This is a genomic window from Pseudodesulfovibrio tunisiensis (genome assembly GCF_022809775.1).
Taxonomy (GTDB): domain Bacteria; phylum Desulfobacterota; class Desulfovibrionia; order Desulfovibrionales; family Desulfovibrionaceae; genus Pseudodesulfovibrio; species Pseudodesulfovibrio tunisiensis.
Genome location: NZ_CP094380.1, coordinates 2262173 through 2282263, shown reverse-complemented (window position 1 = coordinate 2282263; position 20091 = coordinate 2262173). Strand labels below are relative to the sequence as shown.

The following is a 20091-nucleotide window of genomic DNA, read 5'->3' as shown; positions in this document are numbered from 1 at the left end:
GCGCAGGTAGCTATGTTTTCCTTCTGCACCAAGGCGAATACGTTGGACCAGTTGCGTTGTCACATCCATCGATGCGTGATCCCGGACAATCATGTGTTCACCGTGGAGCAGTGGCACAGTGACAGCGCTGCGGTGCTTGATGCGGTTCGCGACGCGTTCCATTGTCCGGCCGTCATCGTCCGGAGCAGCGCCCGGGGAGAGGACAGCGTGGAATCCTCCATGGCCGGCATGTTCGACAGCGTGCCCGATGTGCCCCTGTCGTCCGAAGATGAAGCCCTGTCCCGTGCCGTGGAAAGCGTGATAGCCTCCTATGCGAAGGTGAGGGGAGAGAATCCGGAGGATCAGATTCTGATCCAGCCCATGTTGCAGGACATCGATATGGCAGGCGTGGTCTTTACCCAGGACCTGAACAGCGGGGCACCCTACTACATCATCAATTACGATGACTCGTCGGGACGGTTCGACTCCGTCACGGCCGGGAACGGAGACATCAACCGTACCCTGGCAGTGCGTCGCGATTTCGTTTCCAGCGTGACTTCGTCGAGATTCCGCAAGCTGCTTGCCGCCGTGGACGAGATCGAGTCCCTGACCGGATGCGATTGTCTGGATATCGAATTCATCGTCTCCAGCGACGAGACCGTTCATGTCGTGCAGATCAGGCCCATGGCCGTGAGCAGGAATTGGAACCGCAGCGTGACCCGCCGCGTCAACGATGTGCTCGAAGGGGTGAAGGCGTTCGTGAAGGACCGGATGCGTCCGGTGTTCGGGGCGGCAGGTTCCCGTTCGGTCTTCGGCATCATGCCGGACTGGAATCCCGTGGAAATGCTGGGCGCGGCTCCGCGCAGGCTCGCGGTTTCCCTGTACGAGCATCTGATTACGGATTCGGTCTGGGCCGAGGCCCGGGCGGAGATGGGGTACAGGGACATGAGCAACCGGCCGCTCATGGTCGGGCTGGGCGGCCGCCAGTACATCGATGTGCGCGAGAGCTTCAACTCCTTTCTGCCCGCCGAGGTGCGCCCGGAACTGGCCGAAACGCTGGTTTCCCTCTGGCTGGACCGTTTGGTGGCGCATCCGGAATTGCATGACAAGGTCGAGTTCGAGGTGGCCGTCACGGTGCACACTCCGGATTTCCGGACGCATGTCGCGCCTCGGTTGCTGGCCGGTCTTTCGCCGGATCGGCTGGACGAGTTCGAGGATGCGCTCAAGCAACTGACCCGGCAAATTCTTGATGACGACTTCGGACTGTTGCGAGCCAATCTCGACAGAGTGGAGCGGCTGGACAAGTTGAATGGCGACCGGGAGCGCGTGGGCGACGGCGCCGTGTCCCGGCTCCTGTTCATCCGGATGCTGCTGGAGGATTGCCGCATCAACGGAACCCGGCCGTTTTCCATTGTTGCCAGATGCGCGTTCATTGCCGAGAGCATGCTTCGCTCCCTGATCAACCTCAAGGCTCTTCGGCCGGAACGGGCGCAGGAGTTCCGGAGTTCGATCCGGACCGTGCTTTCCGATTTTCTTGATGATCTGGCGCTATTGCAGGACGGTGTCCTGCCCCGCAAGGAGTTCCTGAAGAGATACGGGCATCTGCGTCCCAGTTCCTACGACATACTTTCCCTGCGTTACGACCAGCGGCCGCTGTTGCCTTCGTCGCATGACGGCAGGGAGGAGCTGCGGTCATGCCGTGAGGAATTCGTTCCGACTCCGGAGGAGAGGATGCGGATTGATGCGGCGCTGGCCGGGACCGGATACGGAGTGGATGCCGAAGGACTGTTCCGCTTCATGCGCGAGGCCATAGCAGGACGGGAATATGTCAAGTTCAAGTTCTCCCGGCATCTGAGTTCCTGCATAGAACTGATTGCGGCCTGGGGCGAGGGGGTGGGCCTTACCCGGGAGGAACTGGCCCATCTGGACATTCGGGACATTCTTGCCTGCGCCTCTCATGTGCCGTGCGACGAGACCATCGAGTCCTCGCTGCGTGACATTGCGGCGCGCAATGCCAGTGAATTTCGGGTCACGCAGGCCCTCAGGCTGCCATACCTCATTGTTGAGCCTTCCGATGTGGATGTGGTCCCTCTGTTGAAGTCACGTCCGAATTTTGTTACCACGAAAGCAGTTCAGGCTCCCCTGGTCCACCTTCGCGGTGACGAGCTCAAGATTCCGGAATTAAAGGACAAGATAGTCCTTGTCGAGGGAGCCGATCCCGGGTTCGACTGGATATTCTCCCACCGGATCGCCGGATTGGTTACCAAGTACGGCGGGGCCAATTCCCATATGGCCATTCGGTGCGCCGAACTCGACCTTCCTGCCGCCATCGGCTGCGGCGAGCAACTGTTTGCCAAGTTTCTCGGTGCGTCCGAAATCAGGCTTGATTGCGCTTCGGAACACATTCTCACCCTTTAGGAGTTGTCGTGGTTGTTTGGATAATCGGATTGTCCGGGGCCGGGAAAACCACGTTGGCGGAGGAAACCGTCCGACTGATGCGCAAGGCCGGGAAAAAGGTCGCGCTGCTGGATGGCGACGCTGTGCGCGAGGTGTTCGGCAACGATCTGGGGCATTCCCTTGCGGACCGCAGGCGCAATGCGGAACGGCTGTGTCGGCTCGGAGCTTTTCTGGAAGGGCAGGGAATCAACGTGGTCTGCGCCATTCTGTCCGTGTTCCGCGAATCCAGAGCATGGAATCGGGAGCATCTCGAAAGGTATCATGAAGTTTTCATCGATACGCCCATGTCGGATCTGATGAATCGGGATCCCAAGGGGCTGTACAGGAAGGCTCTTGCCGGGGAAATCCGGGATTTCCCCGGAGTCGATCTGGAATTCCCGGTTCCCGATTCGCCGGATCTGGTGATTCGGAATGCCGGGAGCGTGCAGGCTCTTCTCGACCATGCTCCGGCTCTGGCTTCACTGGTGGATCAGGCATGACGGCAACATACCCGTATACCGGCGAAGATCGCATTCGCAAACCGCATTCGTACATGTACACCCCGTTCGTGGGAACGGAATTCTTTTCGGCATATGCCGACGATCGCAGCCGCACGCTGATGGCCTTGGGCGGGCATTGTCCCGAAAAGGTCGGGATGGCGGGCTTTCTTGCCCGGGCCGCTTCCCTTGCCCGACAGGAATTGTCCGGCGGCGGCTCGTGCCTTTGTCTTTCCGCGGAAGCGTTGCGCAGCCTGCCCGAATTCGTCCACGAGCAAGATCCGGCTGCGGAACCGCTGCCCGAATCGACTGACAGGGCATTTCAAACCCTGCCGGTGCTGCACTCCCTGCTCGTTGCGGTCCGTGACGGAGAGGATGTCGGGCAATGGCTGGAGTTTCTTGTCCACCGTTTCGAGGTGTCCAAGAGAATTCGCGTCGGCTACAATCTGCCTGACGGGCTGGCCGACGGATTTGCCGAGCTCGGACCCTATGCCCTTTTTTCCGTGCTGCTTGCCCTGGAATACTCCCGGACCAGGGATTTGCGGCTTGTCAACGCATTGCTGAAGTGCAACGACATTGTGGGGTCGGTCTGCGCCGCGCCGCAGTCTCCCGGGGATGCCGCGTTCGGCGTGGTCGCAGTGCTGCTGGAAGTGCAGGCCGTGAATTCGCTTCTGGAGGAACAGGGAGGTGCGGCATGGCTGCGTTGAACGCTGTCGGCATGGTGCTCGCGGACACTTCGCGATCGCGCGTGTATCTTCAGGCGTTGGAGGCGCATGGACTCGGACCGTCCCACGCCTTTGTGCTGCCAAGCCCGGACAGGCGTCCCGGACAGGTCGGGGACGATGCCGCCGGTCGCTGCGCCGTTCCATGGGGCGAGGTCGATCTGGGGCGGGATGTCTTTTCTCTGCTGAAGGAATCGGACATTCCGCATGACGTGCTTCCCTCGGCAGACATCAATGCGGTCGAGACCGTGCGTCTTCTGGCCACCAGCCCGTGCGACGTGTTCATCTATTCCGGGTTCGGCGGAGTCATTCTCCGTTCCCCGGTGTTGAACTGCGGCAAGCGGTTCCTGCACGTTCACGGGGGCTTCCTGCCCGACTACAAGGGGAGCACCACGAATTATTACAGTTATTTGCAGGATGGGGAGTGCGGTGCCTCGGCCATCTTCATGACCGACAGGATCGATTCGGGCCCCGTGTTGCACCGGATCAGGGTTGTTCCGGAGTCCGATCTGCTGGAAATGGATCATGTTCTGGATTCCTGCTACCGCGCCCGGGTATTGTGCGAAACCCTTGCCTCGTATCGGGATTCCGGCGAATGGCCTGTTGTCGATGTTGCCGGACAGGGGCGCGTCCACTACATCATGCATCCCCTGTTGCGACATGTCGCGATCTGCAAAAGTCGGGAGGCGTTTCGTGGATAGGCGGATTCGATTCCGTGCGTCGGCCCGTGTCGATGGGAGAAGGCCATGAGGAACCGGCCCGTCATAGCCATGACCCAGCAGGTGCAGGTCGTGCCTGCCCGGAACGAGGTCCGGGATTGTCTGGATGCGGCATGGACGGAATTTCTCGATGCCTGCGGATTCGACTTGATTCCGGTGCCCACTCGCGTGGCGAATTGCGAAGCCTTTCTGGAGCGGGTCGGCGCAGACGGCATTGTACTGTCAGGGGGCGGCGGCTTCTTTTCGCTGGAGCCGGAGAACGCCTCACCGGAAAGAGAGGCGCTGGAAGCTCGGATGATTGCCTTTGCCCTGAGGAAAAACATTCCTCTGCTGGGCGTGTGTCGAGGCATGCAGGCGCTTGTCCTGCATTTTGGCGGGGAGCTGGCGCGGGTGCCCGGCCATGTGGGAGTCATGCATTCCGTGTCCGTGCTGTCAGGTCTTCCGGGGCATGAGCGGGTCAATTCGTTTCATGATTTCGGCATTCCCGTTCGGATGTTGCCGGATTCCCTGACGCCTCTTGCCCTGGCTGACGACGGCACGGTCGAGGCGGTCGCGTCCCGGCAGGGCCGTTGTCTGGGGATCATGTGGCATCCGGAGCGATGCGCTCCCTTTGCTGCCCGGGATATTGAGCTTTTCGAAAACTTTTTTTGCCGAGGATGATGGGAACAGGTGACATGGTTGCGATAATTCTTGCCGCAGGCAGCGGGACACGGCTTCGTCCGCTGACCGAGTCCCGGCCGAAGTGCATGGTCGAGGTCTGCGGTCATTCCCTGATTCGGACCCAGCTTGAGGTCCTGCGTCGGTGCGGAATCCGGAACATCGTGGTTGTTGGCGGATATCTGGCCGACAGACTGGATGCGCCCGGGGCGGAGCGTCTGGTTTCTCCGGATCACGCCATATCCAACATGGTGTGGACGTTGAAGAAGGCTGTCCGGGCCATGAACGATGACGTTGTCGTTTCCTATGGTGACATCATCTATCCTCCGCATGTGCTCACGGCCCTTCTGCAAAGTCCGCATGGAATTTCCGTGGCCGTGGATGCGGGATGGCGATCGTACTGGGAAGCCCGTTTTCCCGATGCTCTGGATGACGCCGAGTCTCTTCGCCTCGGCAGGGACGGAAGCATTCTTGAAATAGGCGGCAGGCCGGGGGCTTTGGACGAGATCGAGGGCCAGTATATCGGCCTCATGCGGTTTCGCGGCGAGGAAGCGGCCCGCGTGCGGGATTTGCTGGGCAGCATGGAAGAGGATTCTTCAGTGAATGGCAAACCTGCCATGAATGCATACATGACCGATTTCCTTCAGTCTCTGATAGACGCCGGGCATCGGGTGTCTGCCGTGCCGTTTCACGGCAACTGGTGCGAAGTGGATTCTCCGGAGGATCTTGCTGTTGCGCAGACGCGTGCCCGGGAGTGGGTGGCGTCGCTGTTTGCCGGAGGCGCCAACTGATGTGCGGCATCTGCGGCATGTATCGGGCCGACAGGGCCGATTTCGGCATTCTTCAGCGAATGCTCGATGCTCTGGTTCATCGCGGTCCCGATTCCCAGGGGATGCACAGGGATCGGGAGTTCGTGGGCGGGATGCGCCGTCTTGCCATCAACGACGTGCACGGCGGGGACCAGCCGCTTTTCAATCAGGCTGGCGACGTGGTGCTGTTCTACAACGGGGAAATCTACAATTCCCCGGAATTGCGGCGGGAACTGGAGGCGCAGGGCGCAACGTTCCGTACCCGTTCGGACGGGGAAGTCATCTGTCACCTCTACGAGACTCTGGGCGAGGCGGTTTTCGAGCGGCTGGACGGCATGTTTGCCTGCGCCCCTGTGGGACGCGCGCAGACGCCGACTTGTCCTCGCACGGGACATCCCCGGGGAAAAACCCCTGTATTACGCAAGGCTGGACAACGGCGGAGTGGTTTTTGCCTCGGAAATCAGGAGTCTGGTGCGCCATCCCGGAGTGAGTCGCGAACTGGACATGCAGGCCCTGTGGGATTTTCCCACCTTTCTCTGGATTCCCGAGCCGGACACCGTGCTCAGGGACGTGCGCGCCGTGGAACGCGGGACCATGCTGATTTTCGAGGGCAGTGAGGTAAGACGCCGGAAGATCGTCAACAGGTTCGGACCGGGCCTGTGCGTGGGCGACCTGCCGGATGACGAGGCCGTGGCTCTGACCCGGGATACGGTTGTCGAGGCCGTGACATCGCGTCTGCTTTCGGATGTGCCTGTGGGAAGTTTTCTGAGCGGCGGACTGGACAGCTCCATAATCTGTTCCATAGCCTCGCGCCTTCTGCCGGATCTGGCGACGTTCACCATCGGTTTCGAGGATCTGGCCGATCCGTATCACGGACGCGCCGACGAGTCGCTTCAGGCCGAGGCGCTGGCCCGGAAACTTGGCACCCGGCATGCCACCATCAGGGTGCAGGCGCAGGATTTCCGGGACAGTCTGCGCGACTTCTGCCGGTATGCCGACCAGCCTTTCGGGGTTTCCTCCGGTCTTGGCGTGCTTGCGGTTTCCCGGGCTGCGAGGGAGCAGGGCATCAAGGTGCTGCTTACGGGAGACGGGGCGGACGAGGCGTTTGGCGGATATTCCTGGTATGCCCATCTGGTCGGGATCGGAACCCGTGTCCCGCGTCCTCCGAGCGAACCATCTGTTTCCTTTCAGAATTTCGGCCTGTCCCTGAATGAGCGTCTGGACACGCTGGCAGGATATGCCCCGGGGCTGCGCGCATGGGCATGGCACTACTATGCCGCGGAAGAGGAAAAGGAGCGTCTGTTTTCGCGTCAGACGTTTGGCTCCACCCGGTCGTCTCTCCGGCATTTCGCCTCTTTGCCCCGAACCGGCGAACAGCCCGAGGATGCCATCCGGCAGGACAGGGATTTCTACTTTCCCTTTGAAATGCTGAGGAAAGCGGATAGGTTGACCATGGCGCACTCCGTGGAGGGACGTGTTCCCTTTGCTGCTCCCGCCGTGCAGCAATTGGCATCCGGGTTGCATATGAATCAGATGGTTCGGGATGGCGAACTGAAGTGGATATTGCGACGCGCGTTTGCCGACATGTTGCCCGAGGAGGTCGTGAGCCGTCCCAAGCACGGATTCAACGTGCCGGTGGATGCGTGGCTCAAGGGCGACTGGAGCGATCTGACGGATGCGGCCTTCGAGCCCGGCTCTGCGTTGAACCGGGCCGGAATGCTTGCTGCCGGAGCCCGCAATGTCGCGGAGGAGATGCTGCAAAGCGGAACCCGCCTCAATGGACATACGATTTTCTGTTTTATCATGCTGAATGCATGGCTTGAGGAGTTTGCTGCATGGAATTGATCGTTGAAATCGGCCAGAATCATAACGGCGACATGAAGCAGGCCGTGGAAATGATCCGCATGGCCGCGGCTTGCGGTGCGGATGTGGCCAAGTTTCAGGTCTATGATGCCAAGGCCCTGTTCCCTCGGGAGAACAATCCCTGGTACGACTACAATTGTGCCACCGAGCTTTCCCGGGCCGACATTGAGATGCTGGCCCGGGCCTGTGCCGACGAGGGTATCGAGTTCATGGCATCCGTGTTCGACGTGGAGCGCGTGGAGTGGCTGGAGGAAGTCGGCGTCAAGCGGTACAAGGTGGCTTCGCGTTCCGTTCGTGAATCCGCGCTGCTCGACCGGATGGCCGCAACCGGAAAACCCCTGCTGGTTTCACTCGGCATGTGGGACGGAAAGGAATTTCCCGAGATTCCCGATGCCGTGAGCGTGGAGTATCTGTACTGCGTGTCCGAGTATCCCACGCCTCTGGAACATCTGCATCTCGGACAGTGCGATTTTTCCCGGTTTGCGGGATTCAGCGACCACAGCGTGGGCATAACCGCAGCCATGACGGCTCTGGTTCTGGGGGCGCGCATCGTGGAAAAGCATTTCACGCTGGACAAGGGCATGTATGGTCCGGACCACGAAGGCAGCATGGATCTGGATGAACTCGGGCGGCTGGTCCGGTTTCGCGACGAGTTGAGGACGTGCCTGAAATGAACCCCAAGGTGACGGTATACGTTGTTTCCCACAATTACGGGACTTTTCTGGAGCAGGCCATCGAAAGCGTGCTTCGGCAGAGTTTCGACGACTGGGAACTGCTTCTTGCGGACGACAATTCGTCCGACAACTCCTTGGAGATCATGCGGCTCTACAGAGGCGACGAGCGCGTGCGCATCCTGAACGGAGAGGGTCGGGGGCTGATTCCCCTCGCGAACAGGGTGTTGCGCGAGGCCCGAGGCGAGTACATCATCCGGCTGGATGCGGACGACTTTCTCGATGATCATGCCCTGCTGGTGATGTCGAACTTTCTGGACAGGAATCCGGATGTGGCCATGGTGTTTCCGGATTATTACCTGATCGACAAGGCCGGCATCGCCTTTTCCAATATTCGCAAGGAATCCCTGGCCCAGGTGGATCACATTCAGGATACCCCGCCGCACGGGGCGTGCACCATGATCCGCAGGTCGGTGCTGGACGAGATCGGCGGATATGACGAAAGCATTTCCGCGCAGGACGGCTTCTACGTGTGGACCCGCGTCAAGGACGGACACAAGGTCCGCAACATCAACCTGCCCCTTTTCTACTACCGTCAGCACGGGGCCAACCTGACCGGCAACATCGCCCGGATTTCCCATGCGCGGCAGGAAATCAAGAAAATGGCCTGCGATGAGCGCATCCGGTGCGGCAAGACTTCGGTGGTCGCGGTCATCCCCTGTCGCCAGAATTACGATTTCACGTCCGCGGTCTGGCGCGAGCGGCTCGGCGAAACCTCGCTGCTCGAAATCGCCATCGAAAAATGCCTTTCCACGAATCTGTTCAGCCGGGTCGTGGTCACTGCCGATTCAAGGGACGTGCTGCCCTTTTTTGAAAAGTATGGCGACGACCGTCTGCTGTTCGTCGAACGTTCCCGGGAGTTCACGCTGCGTTCACGGCCCATCGCCGACACGCTGGAGAGTGTGTCTTCGGCTCTGGGGCTGGAGGATTCCTCCATCCTCGTGCTGTGCTATCCTCAGGCGCCTTTTGCCTCGACCGCGACTCTGGAGGAGGCCGTGTACACGTTGTACATGCATGACGCGGACAGTGCGTTCACTGCTACCCCGGTGGATGTTCCCCTGTACAGGCGGGGATCGCACGGCATGGTCAGACTGAATCCGGCGGACATGGCGGTCAGCGATTTCAACACGGTGTACAAGGAATCCCGGGACGTGTTCGCGTTGCGCGTCAGAAATCTGAAGCGCGGCAGCATTTCCGGCAGCAAGAGCGTGTGTTTTTCCAGCCCCGGGGACACGCAATTGTACATCGACAGCTTTCAGGATCTTGCTCTGGCTCGCGCCATGGCCGGACAGGGCGGGGAAAGATCGTGAAGCAGCGTTTTTCGAAAAGGTCCGCTGTGGCGCAGGAACGCCAGCGCGATTTCATGCAGCGCAATGACGTCCTGAACGGACAGTCCCGGACCGCCACGGATCGTCTGCTGCAAGCCCCCTTGCGCGAAAGGTGTCCCTTGTGCGCAAGTCCGGCTCCGGACGGACCGGATTTTCTGCATCGTGGCGCCCCCTATTTCGCCTGTGCGGAATGCGGACACATAGCGTCCCTGAACGATTCCGCGCGGCTGGCCCCGGACCCGGACCAGTACGAGGAGGTCTATCCGGCCCTGGATCTGGAACGGCGAAAGGTCAGGATGCGGGACATCTATCTGCCGAAGCTGGACTGGGTGCTTGATGTCTGCGTTTCGGAACTCGGCATTGCCCGGGAGGAACTGCTTGGCCGGGAATGGCTGGAAATCGGCTGCGGCGAGGGATTGTTTCTCGAAGCGCTGAAGATGCGGGGGGCAACGCGATTTTCCGGGCTGGGCGTTGACGACTGCATGCTGGCCAGAAGCCGCGAGCTTCTGGGCGAGGACTGCGTCCGCACCTTGCGGGAACCGTTGGGCAGGGCCGTGGCAGGTTCCGGGGCCGACATCGTGGCTGCATGGTTCGTGCTGGAACATGTTTTCGATTTGCATGATCTGGCACTGGATCTTGCCGGGTTGCCGTCCGGCACGCTCTTCTGCTTTGCAGTGCCGGTTTACGGAGTTTCCGCGGTTCTGGAGTCGGCCTGTCCGGGGTTGTATCCGCGTACTCTGGACAACCGGGTTCACACCCAGCTTTTCACGGACAGGTCCATTTCGCATTTCATGAAGCTGGCCGGACTCCGCGGAATCGGGGAATGGATTTTCGGACAGGATGCCGCCGACATGGCCCGGTTGCTGGAGGGGAGCGGGGGCGAATCCGATGTCTGCCGGAACGTCATGGCCGGATTCGGCCGTGCCGTGGACGACTTGCAGGCCGTGCTGGACAGGCATGGACTGGCGGATTCCAGACATGTGGTTGCGGTGAAGGAATAGCGTGATGCAGGAAGACATGTCGATACGACATTGCTCGCGATGCCTGTACCCCGAGACCCATCCGTTGGGCATTGTCCTTGACGATGAGGGCGTTTGCAGCGGGTGCCGGGTTCACGAGGAAAAGGATTTTCTGGATTGGGATGCCCGGTTCGAGCTGCTTCGGGAAATGGTTCGTCCCTACCGGAGTGCGAGCGGCCTTGTGCATGACTGCGTGGTCCCGGTCTCCGGAGCCGGAGATTCGTTCTTCATTGTTGACGTCGTGAAGAACAGGCTCAAGCTGAATCCCCTGCTGGTTGCCTACAACAAGCAGTACAATACGCCCACCGGAATCAGGAATCTGGCCCGTCTTCGTACGGAATTCGATTGCGACTTCCTTCAGATGAACGTGTCCCCGGCCAGCGTCAAGGCCGTGACCCGGGCAAGCCTGCGTCTGATGGGAAGCATGTACTGGCACTGCATTGCCGGACACACCGTCTTTCCGGTCCAGATTGCGGCCCGGTTCAAGATACCCCTTGTCTTGTGGGGGGCACATCAGGGTGTCGAGCAGGTCGGCATGTATTCGCACCTCGACGCGGTGGAGATGTCCCGCAAGTACCGGCAGGAGCACGATCTCATGGGATTCGAGGCCGAGGACCTGCTTCGGCTGGAGTCCGGTCTTGCCGAGCGGGATGTTCTGCCCTTTGTCTATCCTCATGAACGGGAGCTGGCGCAGGTGGGCGTGCGGGGCGTGTATCTGGGCAATTTCATCCGCTGGGACACCAAGGCGCAGCATGAAGTCATGATGGCCCGGCACGGATATGAACCGCTTGCCCAGCAGCGCACGTTCGATGCCTACAACCACGCGGACAGCTTTCATTATTCCGGTGTGCATGATTACATCAAGTATCTGAAGCACGGGTATTCCAAGGTGGTTGACCATGCCTGCCGGGAAATCCGGTACGGCAGGCTTTCCCGTGATGAAGCCCTCGGGATCGTGGAATGCTATCAGGCTGTGGAACCGAATGATCTGGACATGTTTCTGGATTGGGTCGGCATGGCCCGGGAGGAATTTTTCGAATGCGTGAACGCGCATCGCAATCCCCGGGTGTGGTCGAAGAACGGTTCGGAATGGCGGTCGCGTCTTTTCTGGCCCGAAGCAGGCTCTGACCGGGAATTGCCCGGCTGCGGCTATTTGACCGGCGCGACGCGAACTGTTTCGAAATCCCGGCGATCCTATGTCCTCATAGGGCGCGGGTGGAGAGATGAAGAAGGAAATGCTCGTGACTGATGAATCGACCCGGCATGAGGAAGCGTACCGCACGCTGTGCTCCCGGTTGAATCTGATTCTGGCTTTCGACCATGTCGGCAGGGCGGGCAACGGCTTTCTGCTCGGCATTTTCGACAGGCATCCCGAGGTGATGGGCTGCCATTGGGTGCACTATCTTTATTCCTATCTGGTCACGGAATTCGGCATGGAAAGCAGGCTGGATTCCGCCCGCGCCTGCAAGTTCATTCTGGAGAAAAGCTATTTCCGGTACGTCTTTCAGGATGCCGACGAGACTGTCAGGGCGTATGTCCGCAAGATCGGAGGAAATCCCGATACGCCCGTTGACCGGCCGCTGTGCCGTGCCGTGTTTCGGAAGCTGGTTCTGGCACGTTCGGAGATTGCCCGTCGGGATCTTCTGATTGCCGCTTACTACGCCATGGCGGTCGGAACGGGACGGGATGTGTCCCGGACCCGATATCTGCTGATCGCCGATGCGATCAGCCTGCGATTCGAACATGTCATGCAGGGTTTTTCCGGCAGGATTCTGGATGCCGCTCTTGCCGATTTCCCCGACCTCAAGCCCATCAGTCTGGTGCGGGATCCTCGTGCCATGTATGCGTCAAACCGGCATCAGTACGTCAACCAGCTGGGCAACATGTATGGTGTCACCCCGAAAAATGCCCTGGCTCGACTCCGGAGTCTGCTGACCGACGATCTGACCATGGATTCCTCTGTCTGGTCCTTCTGGCTTGCCTACGGGGCACAGACCGCGCGTTGCATCTACCGGCTCAGGCATCGGACGGATGTCGATTTCCGCGTGCTGCGGAATGAGGATCTCAATCTGCGTTTCGTGCCGACCATGGAGCGGGTGGCCGCGTGGCTGGATATCGACATGCTGCCGGAATGGAAGGATGCGGAGTATGTGCCAACCTCCATGGGAAGTCCCTGGAAGGGAACCGGGGCCTACAACTCCCGGTATCAGGGGAAGACGAACGGGCCGCTGGTCAATGATCCGCAGAAGGTGGCCGATCATGCCGCCGGACCCAACCGGCATGTCACCGATCGTTGGCGTTCCCGGCTGGCTCCGCATGAAATACGCCTTCTGGACCTGCTGTTTGCGGAGGAAATGCGAGAGCTTGGCTATTCTCCGGCCCCAGTGCCGGACTATTCCCTTGTGGAATGTCTGATTCGTCCGTTTCGGGGGGAACTTCCGACTTTTTCCTGGATTGCCCGGGGATTCGCCGAATCCCCGGGTGAAGGGATGCGGCGTCTTGGCTATCCGTTCCTGCTGCCTCCGTTTTTCGTGATTTCCCGGATGCGGCTCCATCGTCTCTACCGGAAGGGTTTTTTTGCCGGAGTCACGCAGGGAGAAGCGGATTCGCCGACAACGCCTTTTCTGTCTCCGGAATGCAGGGGAGAGCAGTGATGCGGTATTGCAAGCGGTGCGTGCAGCCGGATACACGTCCCGGAATCCGGTTTGACGACGAGGGAATCTGTCCGGCCTGCCGTTTTGCGGAAAATGCTCCCGAGGTGGACTGGGAAGCCCGACGCGCTGAACTGGAGGAAATCGCGGAGTATGGCCGGGCTCACGCCTCGCATGGCTACGATTGCCTCATCGGGGTGAGCGGAGGCAAGGACAGCACGCGGCAGGCCATGTTCGTGCGGGATGAACTCGGGCTGAATCCGTTGCTGGTGAACTGCGCCTATCCTCCGGAGCAGCTCGCCGACCGGGGAGCGCACAACATTGCCAACCTCATCGAACTCGGGTTCGACATGATCAACTACTGTCCGGCTCCCGGAGTGTGGAAACGGTTGCAGTGGGAGAGTCTCACCCGGTACGGCAATCTGTTCAAGTCGTGTGAAATGGCGTTGTACGCCAGTGCGCCGAGGGTGTCCCTGGGCTACAGGATTCCCTTGATCTTTCTGGGCGAGAATCCGGCCCAGACCGTCGGGGAACTCTGTCTGGGCACGGTGGACGGCAACGCCAACCGGGTCAGATACGGAAACACCATTGCCAGCGGGCTGGAAAGCGTCATGCCTCGGGACATGGGGGCGGAAAGGACCATTCTGTACCGTTTCCCGACCGATGCCGAGATGGAGAATTCCATGATGCGAATCGTGTATCTCGGCTACTACATCCGGGATTTCGGCAAACGGAAAAACGCTGAATTCTCCATGCGTCACGGCATGCAGGTCCGCCCTGATCCGCCCGAAGACATCGGGGACATAACCGGGCACGAGGCTCTGGACGAGGATTTCGTGATCGTCAACCAGATGCTCAAGTACATCAAGCTCGGGTTCGGCAAGGTCGTGGACCAGGTGAGCGAGGAAATCCGTCTGGGCAACATGACCAGAGAGGAAGGCGTGCGTCTTGCGCGACTTTACGACGGCAGATGCGCACCCCGTTTCGTGGAAAGGCTCTGCCGGTACTTCGGTATCAGCCGGGCCGAATTCGACGAGCTGGTCGAGAGGTTCCGCAACAGGGACATATGGCGCCGGACCGATGGCCGATGGCACCTTGCCGTGGATTTCGACAATACCCCGCTTGGCTGATTCCCTTTCCGATCATTTCAGGAAGGAACGTCCTTCCCAGACCTTGTGGAATGCCGTGACAACGTCCTCCACGTCCGTTGCGGCCATGGCCGCGTGCATCAGGTCCGAGCAGAACAGCTCCTTCAGATGCAGGCGTTCGACGGTCGGACACAGGCCGCGCTCATAGCCGACTCCGGAATCCGCGAAGGGGAAGCCGTTCCGCCCCAGAGCCATGCGTTGCTGAAAGATCGGCAGCCAGTATATGGGCTGCACATAGCCACCGTATATCTTGACTCCTTCCTTTTCCCTGCCCCGGGTTGGGGCAAGTTCGGCCCGGACCGCTTCGAGAAAGCGTTCGCGGCCGACTTCGGCCCTGATTTCGTCAAACAGGAACGGCAGCAGGTAAAAGGAGTGCGACGCGTTTTCCCGGATGCCGCCGAACCGGATTCCGGGCAGGGCCTCCAGGCCTTCGATCGTGGCCGCGCAGTTGCTGCGCCGGGTTTCGACCAGAGGGTGGAGCTTGCGGAGTTGGCAGCGCGCCACGGATGCCTCCAGTTCGGTCATGCGCATGTTGTATCCCACCAGATTGGTCAGATCGGTCTCATGGCGCGGGCCTGCTGCGGCTTCGGCATGGTTGCGGATCAGGCACATGCGTTCGGCCAGCCTTTCGTCGTTCGTGACGGCTATTCCGCCTTCGCCGCAATGGATGTGCTTGTGGCAGTTCAGGGAAAACACGCCGATATGGCCAAGGGTTCCGGCCCGTTTTCCATGCAGCTCCGCGAGCGGGGCCTGTGCCGCGTCCTCGATCACGATCAGCCCGTGCCGGTCCGCGATCTCCATGATCCCGTCGAAGTCCGCGGGTTGGCCGAAGATGTCCACGGCAAGGATCGCCTTTGTTCGCGGGGTTATCAGGGCTTCCATTTCTGCCGGGTCCACGCAGTAGGTGTCCGGCTCCACGTCGCAGAAGACCGGGACCGCGCCCCAGAACAGCGGGGCCGTGGCGCTGATGCACATGCTGTAGGGGGAGACGATGACTTCGTCGTGGGGACCGACTCCGGCCGCGCCCAGAGCCACTATCAGGCCGGAGGATGCGGAATTCACGGACACGGCCCGTTCGGCTCCGATTTCCACGGCCCATTCCTCTTCCAGTGCACGAACTTCCGGGCCGCCGTAAAAGCCGTCGGTCCATGCGCCCATGAATTTGGACAGGTCGCCGGAATCAATGACGCGGAGCACTGCCTCCCGCTCCTCCTGTCCCATCGTGTTGTACCGGGGAAAGGGAGTGGTGCGGACGGGATTGCCTCCGAACAGGGCGAGATCATGTTTGTTCATTCGATGACCCATGGTTCCAGATAGGAGTTGGATTGTTTGCGCCCGAGCTCCGTGCGGCCGGGCTGAAAGCTGATGACGTGCTTGCCTGCGAGCAGGGCCGCGACAAGCACGAGCGAGGTCATGCCCCATGTTTCGCTTGTGGCGCCGACAAGAGGTTCGGCCGGGCCGGAAACCAGTCGGGCCGGAATGCCGTGTCGGGCGAACGGGGCGAGATCCCGACCGGAAAAGTTCGTGTCCCGGGGGTGCGGCTTGACCAGTACGGCTGTTCCGGGGCGGTTTTCCTTCATCCAGTCGGCCACGAACGCAACCAGGGATTTCGTGTCGTAGCCGTAGCCATCCTCGGGCCGGACCGGCTCCAGAAAAAGTCCGGCGACAGGCATGTCGCCCAGTCCGAGGGAATTGAGCAGGGCACGTGCGTCCGCCCCGGAAAAGGCATTGATGGCCGCTACGGATTTTTCCAGTGCCGGGTGTCCCAGAATCAGAACCCGATCCTTGTCGTAGCCGGTCAGTTCCGGGTGGAGTGCGAAGCTGTCGAGCAGGGCCTGCCGGGCTGTTTCGTCCGGCATCAGAATGTGGTCCGGAAGTACGCATTCGTTCTGCCCGAGAAAATGTTCCGTGTAGTTCTTCCAGTGGTCGAAGACCAGCGCGGTCTTCAGGCCCTGCTTGCGTGCAAGGCCGAGAATTTCGCGGGTGCGCGGAAAATCCATGCGCACGCCGAGCAGCAGGACGTCGTCCGGTCCGGTCTGCCTTTGGAAGGCCTCGAAGGTCAGGGGGATGGTGTCGTGCTGTTGCGGGGAAGAGGCATTCATGGCCCAGCCTTCGACGAAGAACATGCCGGCAATGCCCTGTTCCTTCAGCTCGCGGGCAACTTCGCCGAGCAGCGAAAACGCTCCGGGGTCGGCCGCGCAGACATGGATTGCCGCGTTCGGGCCAGCGAGTCGGGCCATGACTTCAATGGTCCGCATGGTCATTGTCCTGTACGTGGTCGAGTATGGCTTCGCACATTGCCTGCACCTTGAGCGCGAATCGGCCGTCGCAGCACGAAGGCGTGCCGTTTCGGATCATGTCCGCTGCATGGTTCAGCAGTTCGAGCATGGCCTGTTCCTTGCCCGTGCCTTCCTCGCCGACCGGGCGCAGGGATTGGCACTGGTATTGTTCGTTCCATTGCACTTCATGCCTGAGTGCGGCGAAATCATCCTTGTAGAAGGTGTAGCGGCCGTCCTCGAGAATCACGTCGAATTCGAAGTGCGTGAACAGGCGCTCGTCAAGGGCCTGGAAATGAACGTCGTCGCATCGTTCGCATTGAAAGTGGAGGGAAACCGTGGGGTCGTCCGGGAAAAAGTCGCGGCGAACGGCAAGAGGCGTGGCTTCCTGCGCCTCGCCGAACATGGACAGCATCAGGGCCACGGCATGGAAACCGTTATGGCGTATCCCCTTGGCGTACTTGATGGATGCGCTGACAGCCCGGGAGCCGTTCCGGATTTTTCGTCGCAGAGATTCGTACAGGGGAATGAATCTTCTGGGGATGTGAACCAGAAGCGGTATTTCGCGGCTTTCGCACAGCCGGACGAGTTCCCGTGCCGAATCCATGTTCGGGCCAAGGGGCTTTTCCATGATCACGCATCCGGGATGGAACTCGACAACCTGCCGCAGTGTGTCCAGATGGGTTTCGGTCGGGGTGCAGATGCTGACCACGTCAGGCCGGGTTTCGGCCATGGCTTGGGAAACCGAGGCAAAGGCGGCGGTCCCCCAGCGTTTGGCCTCGCTGCGGTTGCGGGCTGCGTCGCTGTCGCAGACGGCGACCAGCTCGAACTCCGGGTGTGCGGCAAAGCCTCCGGCATGGGTCAGGGGCGTGGGCGTTCCCGAAGCGTCCAGAGTCGAGCCGATGCGGCCCAGCCCGATGACTGCGGCCTTGAGCATCATCCCTCCTCGGGGCGTTTCTGGCGGACGTTTCTGTTCAGGCCCGCGATTTCCGGATGTTCGCGCAACCAGTTGACCACCTGTTCGGCCGTGAAATCGATGCCGCCCGGCAGCAGGGCTTCGAAGACCCGGCGCACCACTTCGTAATCCGAAAATTCATCAACGGTAAGGCGCAGTTCCTTTTCCATGTCCCTGTCGGCTTCCCATCCAGCCAGCCGGAATTGTTCGGGATGGGTGTAGATGTAGTAGCTGCCATGCACCCTGTCTATGGGGTCCATGGTCAGGCGATCGACTTCTTCCAGTACGGATGTGGGAAACAGGCGCACGTCGAAGCCGATGGGAAAGCTCGGGGTAAGGCTGTTGGATACATAGTCCGCGCCGGTTTTTTCCAGTTCGTCCAGACTGCGGTCTATGTGCGCGGGGTCGATGAGCGGGCAGTCGCCGGTGAGCTGGACAATGATGTCCGCATGGTGCGCCCGGGCCGCCTGGAGCAGTCTGTCCAGCATGTCGTGCTCCGATCCCCGGAATGCAGGGCAGCCGAGTCGGTCGCACAGGGCCTGGATTATGTCGTCGCTCGGGTTGGTTGTGGTGGCAACAACGATTTCGTCCAGACTGCGGCTGAGACGCACCCGTTCGATCATGCGTTGCAGCATGGGGGCGCCGGCCATGTCGAGCATTACCTTGCCGGGCAGGCGCGAGGAACCCATGCGGGCTTCAATCAGGGCAACGGATTTTGGTGAATCGGTTTTCATTTTTTCTGGCGAATCCGTTTTTCCGGAGAAAACGGCGTCTCCGGCGTTTGGTTTTGCGAACAAGGCGAAATAGACCACATCCACGGGTTTTCCTTCAAGAAGAAACTGGCCCCTGCGCCGTCCGTCCTCGATCATGCCCGACTTTCGGGCAACGCGGATCATGGCCTTGTTGGCTGCCATGGTTCCGACTTCCACCTTGCGGATGCCCCGGACATTCATGAGCCATTCGGCAGTTGCCACGAGAGCTTCCGTGGCCAGTCCCATGCCCTTGCAGTCGTGCGCGCCGATCATCAGGGCCACGTTGGCCACGGAATTGCGTTCGTCCACATGGGCTGCAATGTTGCCCACATGCCGATTGCTTCCGGTCAGGGTTATCGCCCAGAGACTGTTCGGGGTCCCCCGGAAGGAGCGGACATACTCGGCGCAGGATTCCGGAGTGTGCACCCTGTCGCGCTGTCTGCTGAAGGCGACGTTTTCCGGATCGTTCAGCCAGCCCGCCCATTCCCGGCCCGCAAGGGATTCGTCCATGGGATGCAGGACGAGCCGGTCCGTGGCTATCCTATCTGCATTGGTCATGTGCGGTCTCCTTGGCCTGGGATCGAGGCAGAGGCAGGGAGTTCGATTCCTCGAAAACCGGCAAGGTGAATTCAAGGCCGTATTTTGCGCAGTACAACCGTTCGGCCTCCACCACTATTTCTCGGAGAGCCTCGCGGGATTTGACATTGCGCACGCCGCAGAATCCTTCGACCAGTTCGACCTGAGCCGGGGTGGGTGCGTCCAGAGGCCTGTTGAATACCTGCGGATAGATGCGTTGCATTTCGTTCGTTCTGGTCAGGCTTTTCCTGTGCTCCGCTTCCAGCTGCGGATCGTCGTAGCGCATGACGTCGTGATTGGGGATGATCATCACGGGTTTGCCCATGAGCACGGAATAGCTCACGTCGGTTCCGGGGTGTCCGGAAACCACGAGGTCCGCGCCGCTGACGATCTCGAGAAGTCGGGGCAGGAAGCCGTTGTCGAACATGTGTCCGGCAGTGACGAGTTCAATACCTGCCCGGCGGTATCTTTCATCCATGCCGAGCAGGATGTCCTTCCAGTACAGGCAGGCCACGACGCGGTCGAATTGTCCCGCCACATCCTCTATCCTGCAAAGGTACGCCTCCACGTCGTATTCCACTTGGATGTGGTGCGTGGAATGCTTGGGAAAGAGGAGCAGAGTCCGTTGCGTCCCGTCCTGCTGGCCCTGCGGCCTGGGCAGGTAGGCCGGGTAGGGACCGATGGGGATCGCCTTTTTCCCGCCACGATTGTTTGCGTTGAAGTATTTCGCATAGCGTTCGGATGCGCACAGGAGAATGGGCAGTCTGGAATTTTCCTCCACGTCCCAGATGAATTCCTGGACGCAGGGAGCATGCTCAAGCATGACCTTGAGCGAATATTCCGGTTTCAGGCCGAGAAATTGCTTCAACAGGGCCGCGTGCCCGTAGAACTGGTTGACGGGATGGATTTCGGGACCGCTCAGAGGGCGGTCCTCCGCCATGCTGCGCAAGGTTGTCGGGTCCATGCTTTTCAA

Annotated in this window: 18 protein-coding genes and 1 pseudogene; 14 read left to right on the top strand and 5 right to left on the bottom strand. The window is 60.4% G+C overall.

Annotated features, from left to right (window positions below):
* Positions 1-12: 12 nt before the first annotated feature.
* The 14 genes and pseudogenes from MPN23_RS11210 to MPN23_RS11145 all read left to right on the top strand — a co-directional run bounded on the left by MPN23_RS11210 (position 13) and on the right by MPN23_RS11145 (position 14541).
* Positions 13-2397: a PEP/pyruvate-binding domain-containing protein gene (locus tag MPN23_RS11210; protein WP_243544282.1), complete on the top strand. Its 2385-nt coding sequence runs from the start codon at positions 13-15 to the stop codon at positions 2395-2397.
* An 8-nt stretch (positions 2398-2405) separates the two neighbouring features.
* Positions 2406-2915 carry an adenylyl-sulfate kinase gene (locus MPN23_RS11205; protein ID WP_243544281.1) on the top strand — a complete coding sequence of 170 codons (510 nt, stop codon included), beginning with the start codon at positions 2406-2408 and terminating at the stop codon, positions 2913-2915.
* A complete protein-coding gene (locus tag MPN23_RS11200; protein ID WP_243544280.1) occupies positions 2912-3619 on the top strand; it encodes a hypothetical protein in 708 nt (235 codons plus the stop codon). The genes MPN23_RS11205 and MPN23_RS11200 overlap by 4 nt, the downstream gene beginning before the upstream one ends.
* Positions 3607-4335, top strand: a complete 729-nt coding sequence (locus tag MPN23_RS11195; RefSeq protein ID WP_243544279.1) for a formyltransferase family protein — start codon at positions 3607-3609, stop codon at positions 4333-4335. Before MPN23_RS11200 ends, MPN23_RS11195 begins: the two co-directional genes overlap by 13 nt.
* Before the next feature lie 45 nt (positions 4336-4380).
* Positions 4381-5013 (top strand): gamma-glutamyl-gamma-aminobutyrate hydrolase family protein, encoded by a 633-nt coding sequence (locus tag MPN23_RS11190; protein ID WP_243544278.1) that lies wholly within the window; start codon positions 4381-4383, stop codon positions 5011-5013.
* Positions 5014-5027: 14 nt separating this feature from the next.
* Positions 5028-5801 (top strand): phosphocholine cytidylyltransferase family protein, encoded by a 774-nt coding sequence (locus MPN23_RS11185; RefSeq protein ID WP_243544277.1) that lies wholly within the window; start codon positions 5028-5030, stop codon positions 5799-5801.
* A pseudogene (locus tag MPN23_RS17040) lies at positions 5801-6175 on the top strand (asparagine synthase (glutamine-hydrolyzing)); the annotation flags it as partial. The gene MPN23_RS11185 and the pseudogene MPN23_RS17040, both read left to right, overlap by 1 nt.
* Positions 6159-7664 carry an asparagine synthase (glutamine-hydrolyzing) gene (gene asnB / locus MPN23_RS11175; RefSeq protein ID WP_243544276.1) on the top strand — a complete coding sequence of 502 codons (1506 nt, stop codon included), beginning with the start codon at positions 6159-6161 and terminating at the stop codon, positions 7662-7664. The pseudogene MPN23_RS17040 and the gene asnB, both read left to right, overlap by 17 nt.
* Positions 7655-8356, top strand: a complete 702-nt coding sequence (locus MPN23_RS11170) for an N-acetylneuraminate synthase family protein (protein WP_243544275.1) — start codon at positions 7655-7657, stop codon at positions 8354-8356. Before asnB ends, MPN23_RS11170 begins: the two co-directional genes overlap by 10 nt.
* Positions 8353-9723, top strand: coding sequence for a glycosyltransferase family 2 protein (locus tag MPN23_RS11165; RefSeq protein WP_243544274.1), 1371 nt, complete (start codon positions 8353-8355; stop codon positions 9721-9723). Before MPN23_RS11170 ends, MPN23_RS11165 begins: the two co-directional genes overlap by 4 nt.
* Entirely contained in the window at positions 9720-10742 is a 1023-nt protein-coding gene (locus MPN23_RS11160; RefSeq protein WP_243544273.1) for a class I SAM-dependent methyltransferase, read from the top strand. Before MPN23_RS11165 ends, MPN23_RS11160 begins: the two co-directional genes overlap by 4 nt.
* Positions 10743-10758: 16 nt before the next feature.
* On the top strand, positions 10759-12009 hold the full coding sequence (locus MPN23_RS11155) for an N-acetyl sugar amidotransferase (RefSeq protein WP_243544272.1): 1251 nt from the start codon (positions 10759-10761) through the stop codon (positions 12007-12009).
* Positions 12002-13414, top strand: coding sequence for a hypothetical protein (locus MPN23_RS11150; RefSeq protein ID WP_243544271.1), 1413 nt, complete (start codon positions 12002-12004; stop codon positions 13412-13414). Before MPN23_RS11155 ends, MPN23_RS11150 begins: the two co-directional genes overlap by 8 nt.
* The gene (locus MPN23_RS11145) at positions 13414-14541 is read left to right on the top strand and encodes an N-acetyl sugar amidotransferase (RefSeq protein WP_243544270.1); all 1128 of its coding nucleotides are present in this window, start codon (positions 13414-13416) and stop codon (positions 14539-14541) included. Before MPN23_RS11150 ends, MPN23_RS11145 begins: the two co-directional genes overlap by 1 nt.
* A 12-nt stretch (positions 14542-14553) precedes the next feature.
* Here the strand turns inward: MPN23_RS11145 and MPN23_RS11140 are convergent, their stop codons facing one another.
* From MPN23_RS11140 to MPN23_RS11120, 5 genes are read right to left on the bottom strand one after another with little or no spacing between them, the layout of a single operon-like run.
* Entirely contained in the window at positions 14554-15852 is a 1299-nt protein-coding gene (locus tag MPN23_RS11140; protein WP_243544269.1) for a DegT/DnrJ/EryC1/StrS family aminotransferase, read from the bottom strand.
* Positions 15849-16817, bottom strand: coding sequence for a hypothetical protein (locus tag MPN23_RS11135; protein WP_243544268.1), 969 nt, complete (start codon positions 16815-16817; stop codon positions 15849-15851). The genes MPN23_RS11140 and MPN23_RS11135 overlap by 4 nt, the downstream gene beginning before the upstream one ends.
* The gene (locus MPN23_RS11130) at positions 16804-17772 is read right to left on the bottom strand and encodes a Gfo/Idh/MocA family protein (RefSeq protein WP_243544267.1); all 969 of its coding nucleotides are present in this window, start codon (positions 17770-17772) and stop codon (positions 16804-16806) included. The genes MPN23_RS11135 and MPN23_RS11130 overlap by 14 nt, the downstream gene beginning before the upstream one ends.
* Positions 17772-19100, bottom strand: a complete 1329-nt coding sequence (locus tag MPN23_RS11125) for a GNAT family N-acetyltransferase (RefSeq protein ID WP_243544266.1) — start codon at positions 19098-19100, stop codon at positions 17772-17774. The genes MPN23_RS11130 and MPN23_RS11125 overlap by 1 nt, the downstream gene beginning before the upstream one ends.
* Complete coding sequence (locus tag MPN23_RS11120) at positions 19084-20082, bottom strand: hypothetical protein (protein WP_243544265.1); 999 nt, start codon at positions 20080-20082, stop codon at positions 19084-19086. The genes MPN23_RS11125 and MPN23_RS11120 overlap by 17 nt, the downstream gene beginning before the upstream one ends.
* Positions 20083-20091 lie beyond the last annotated feature (9 nt).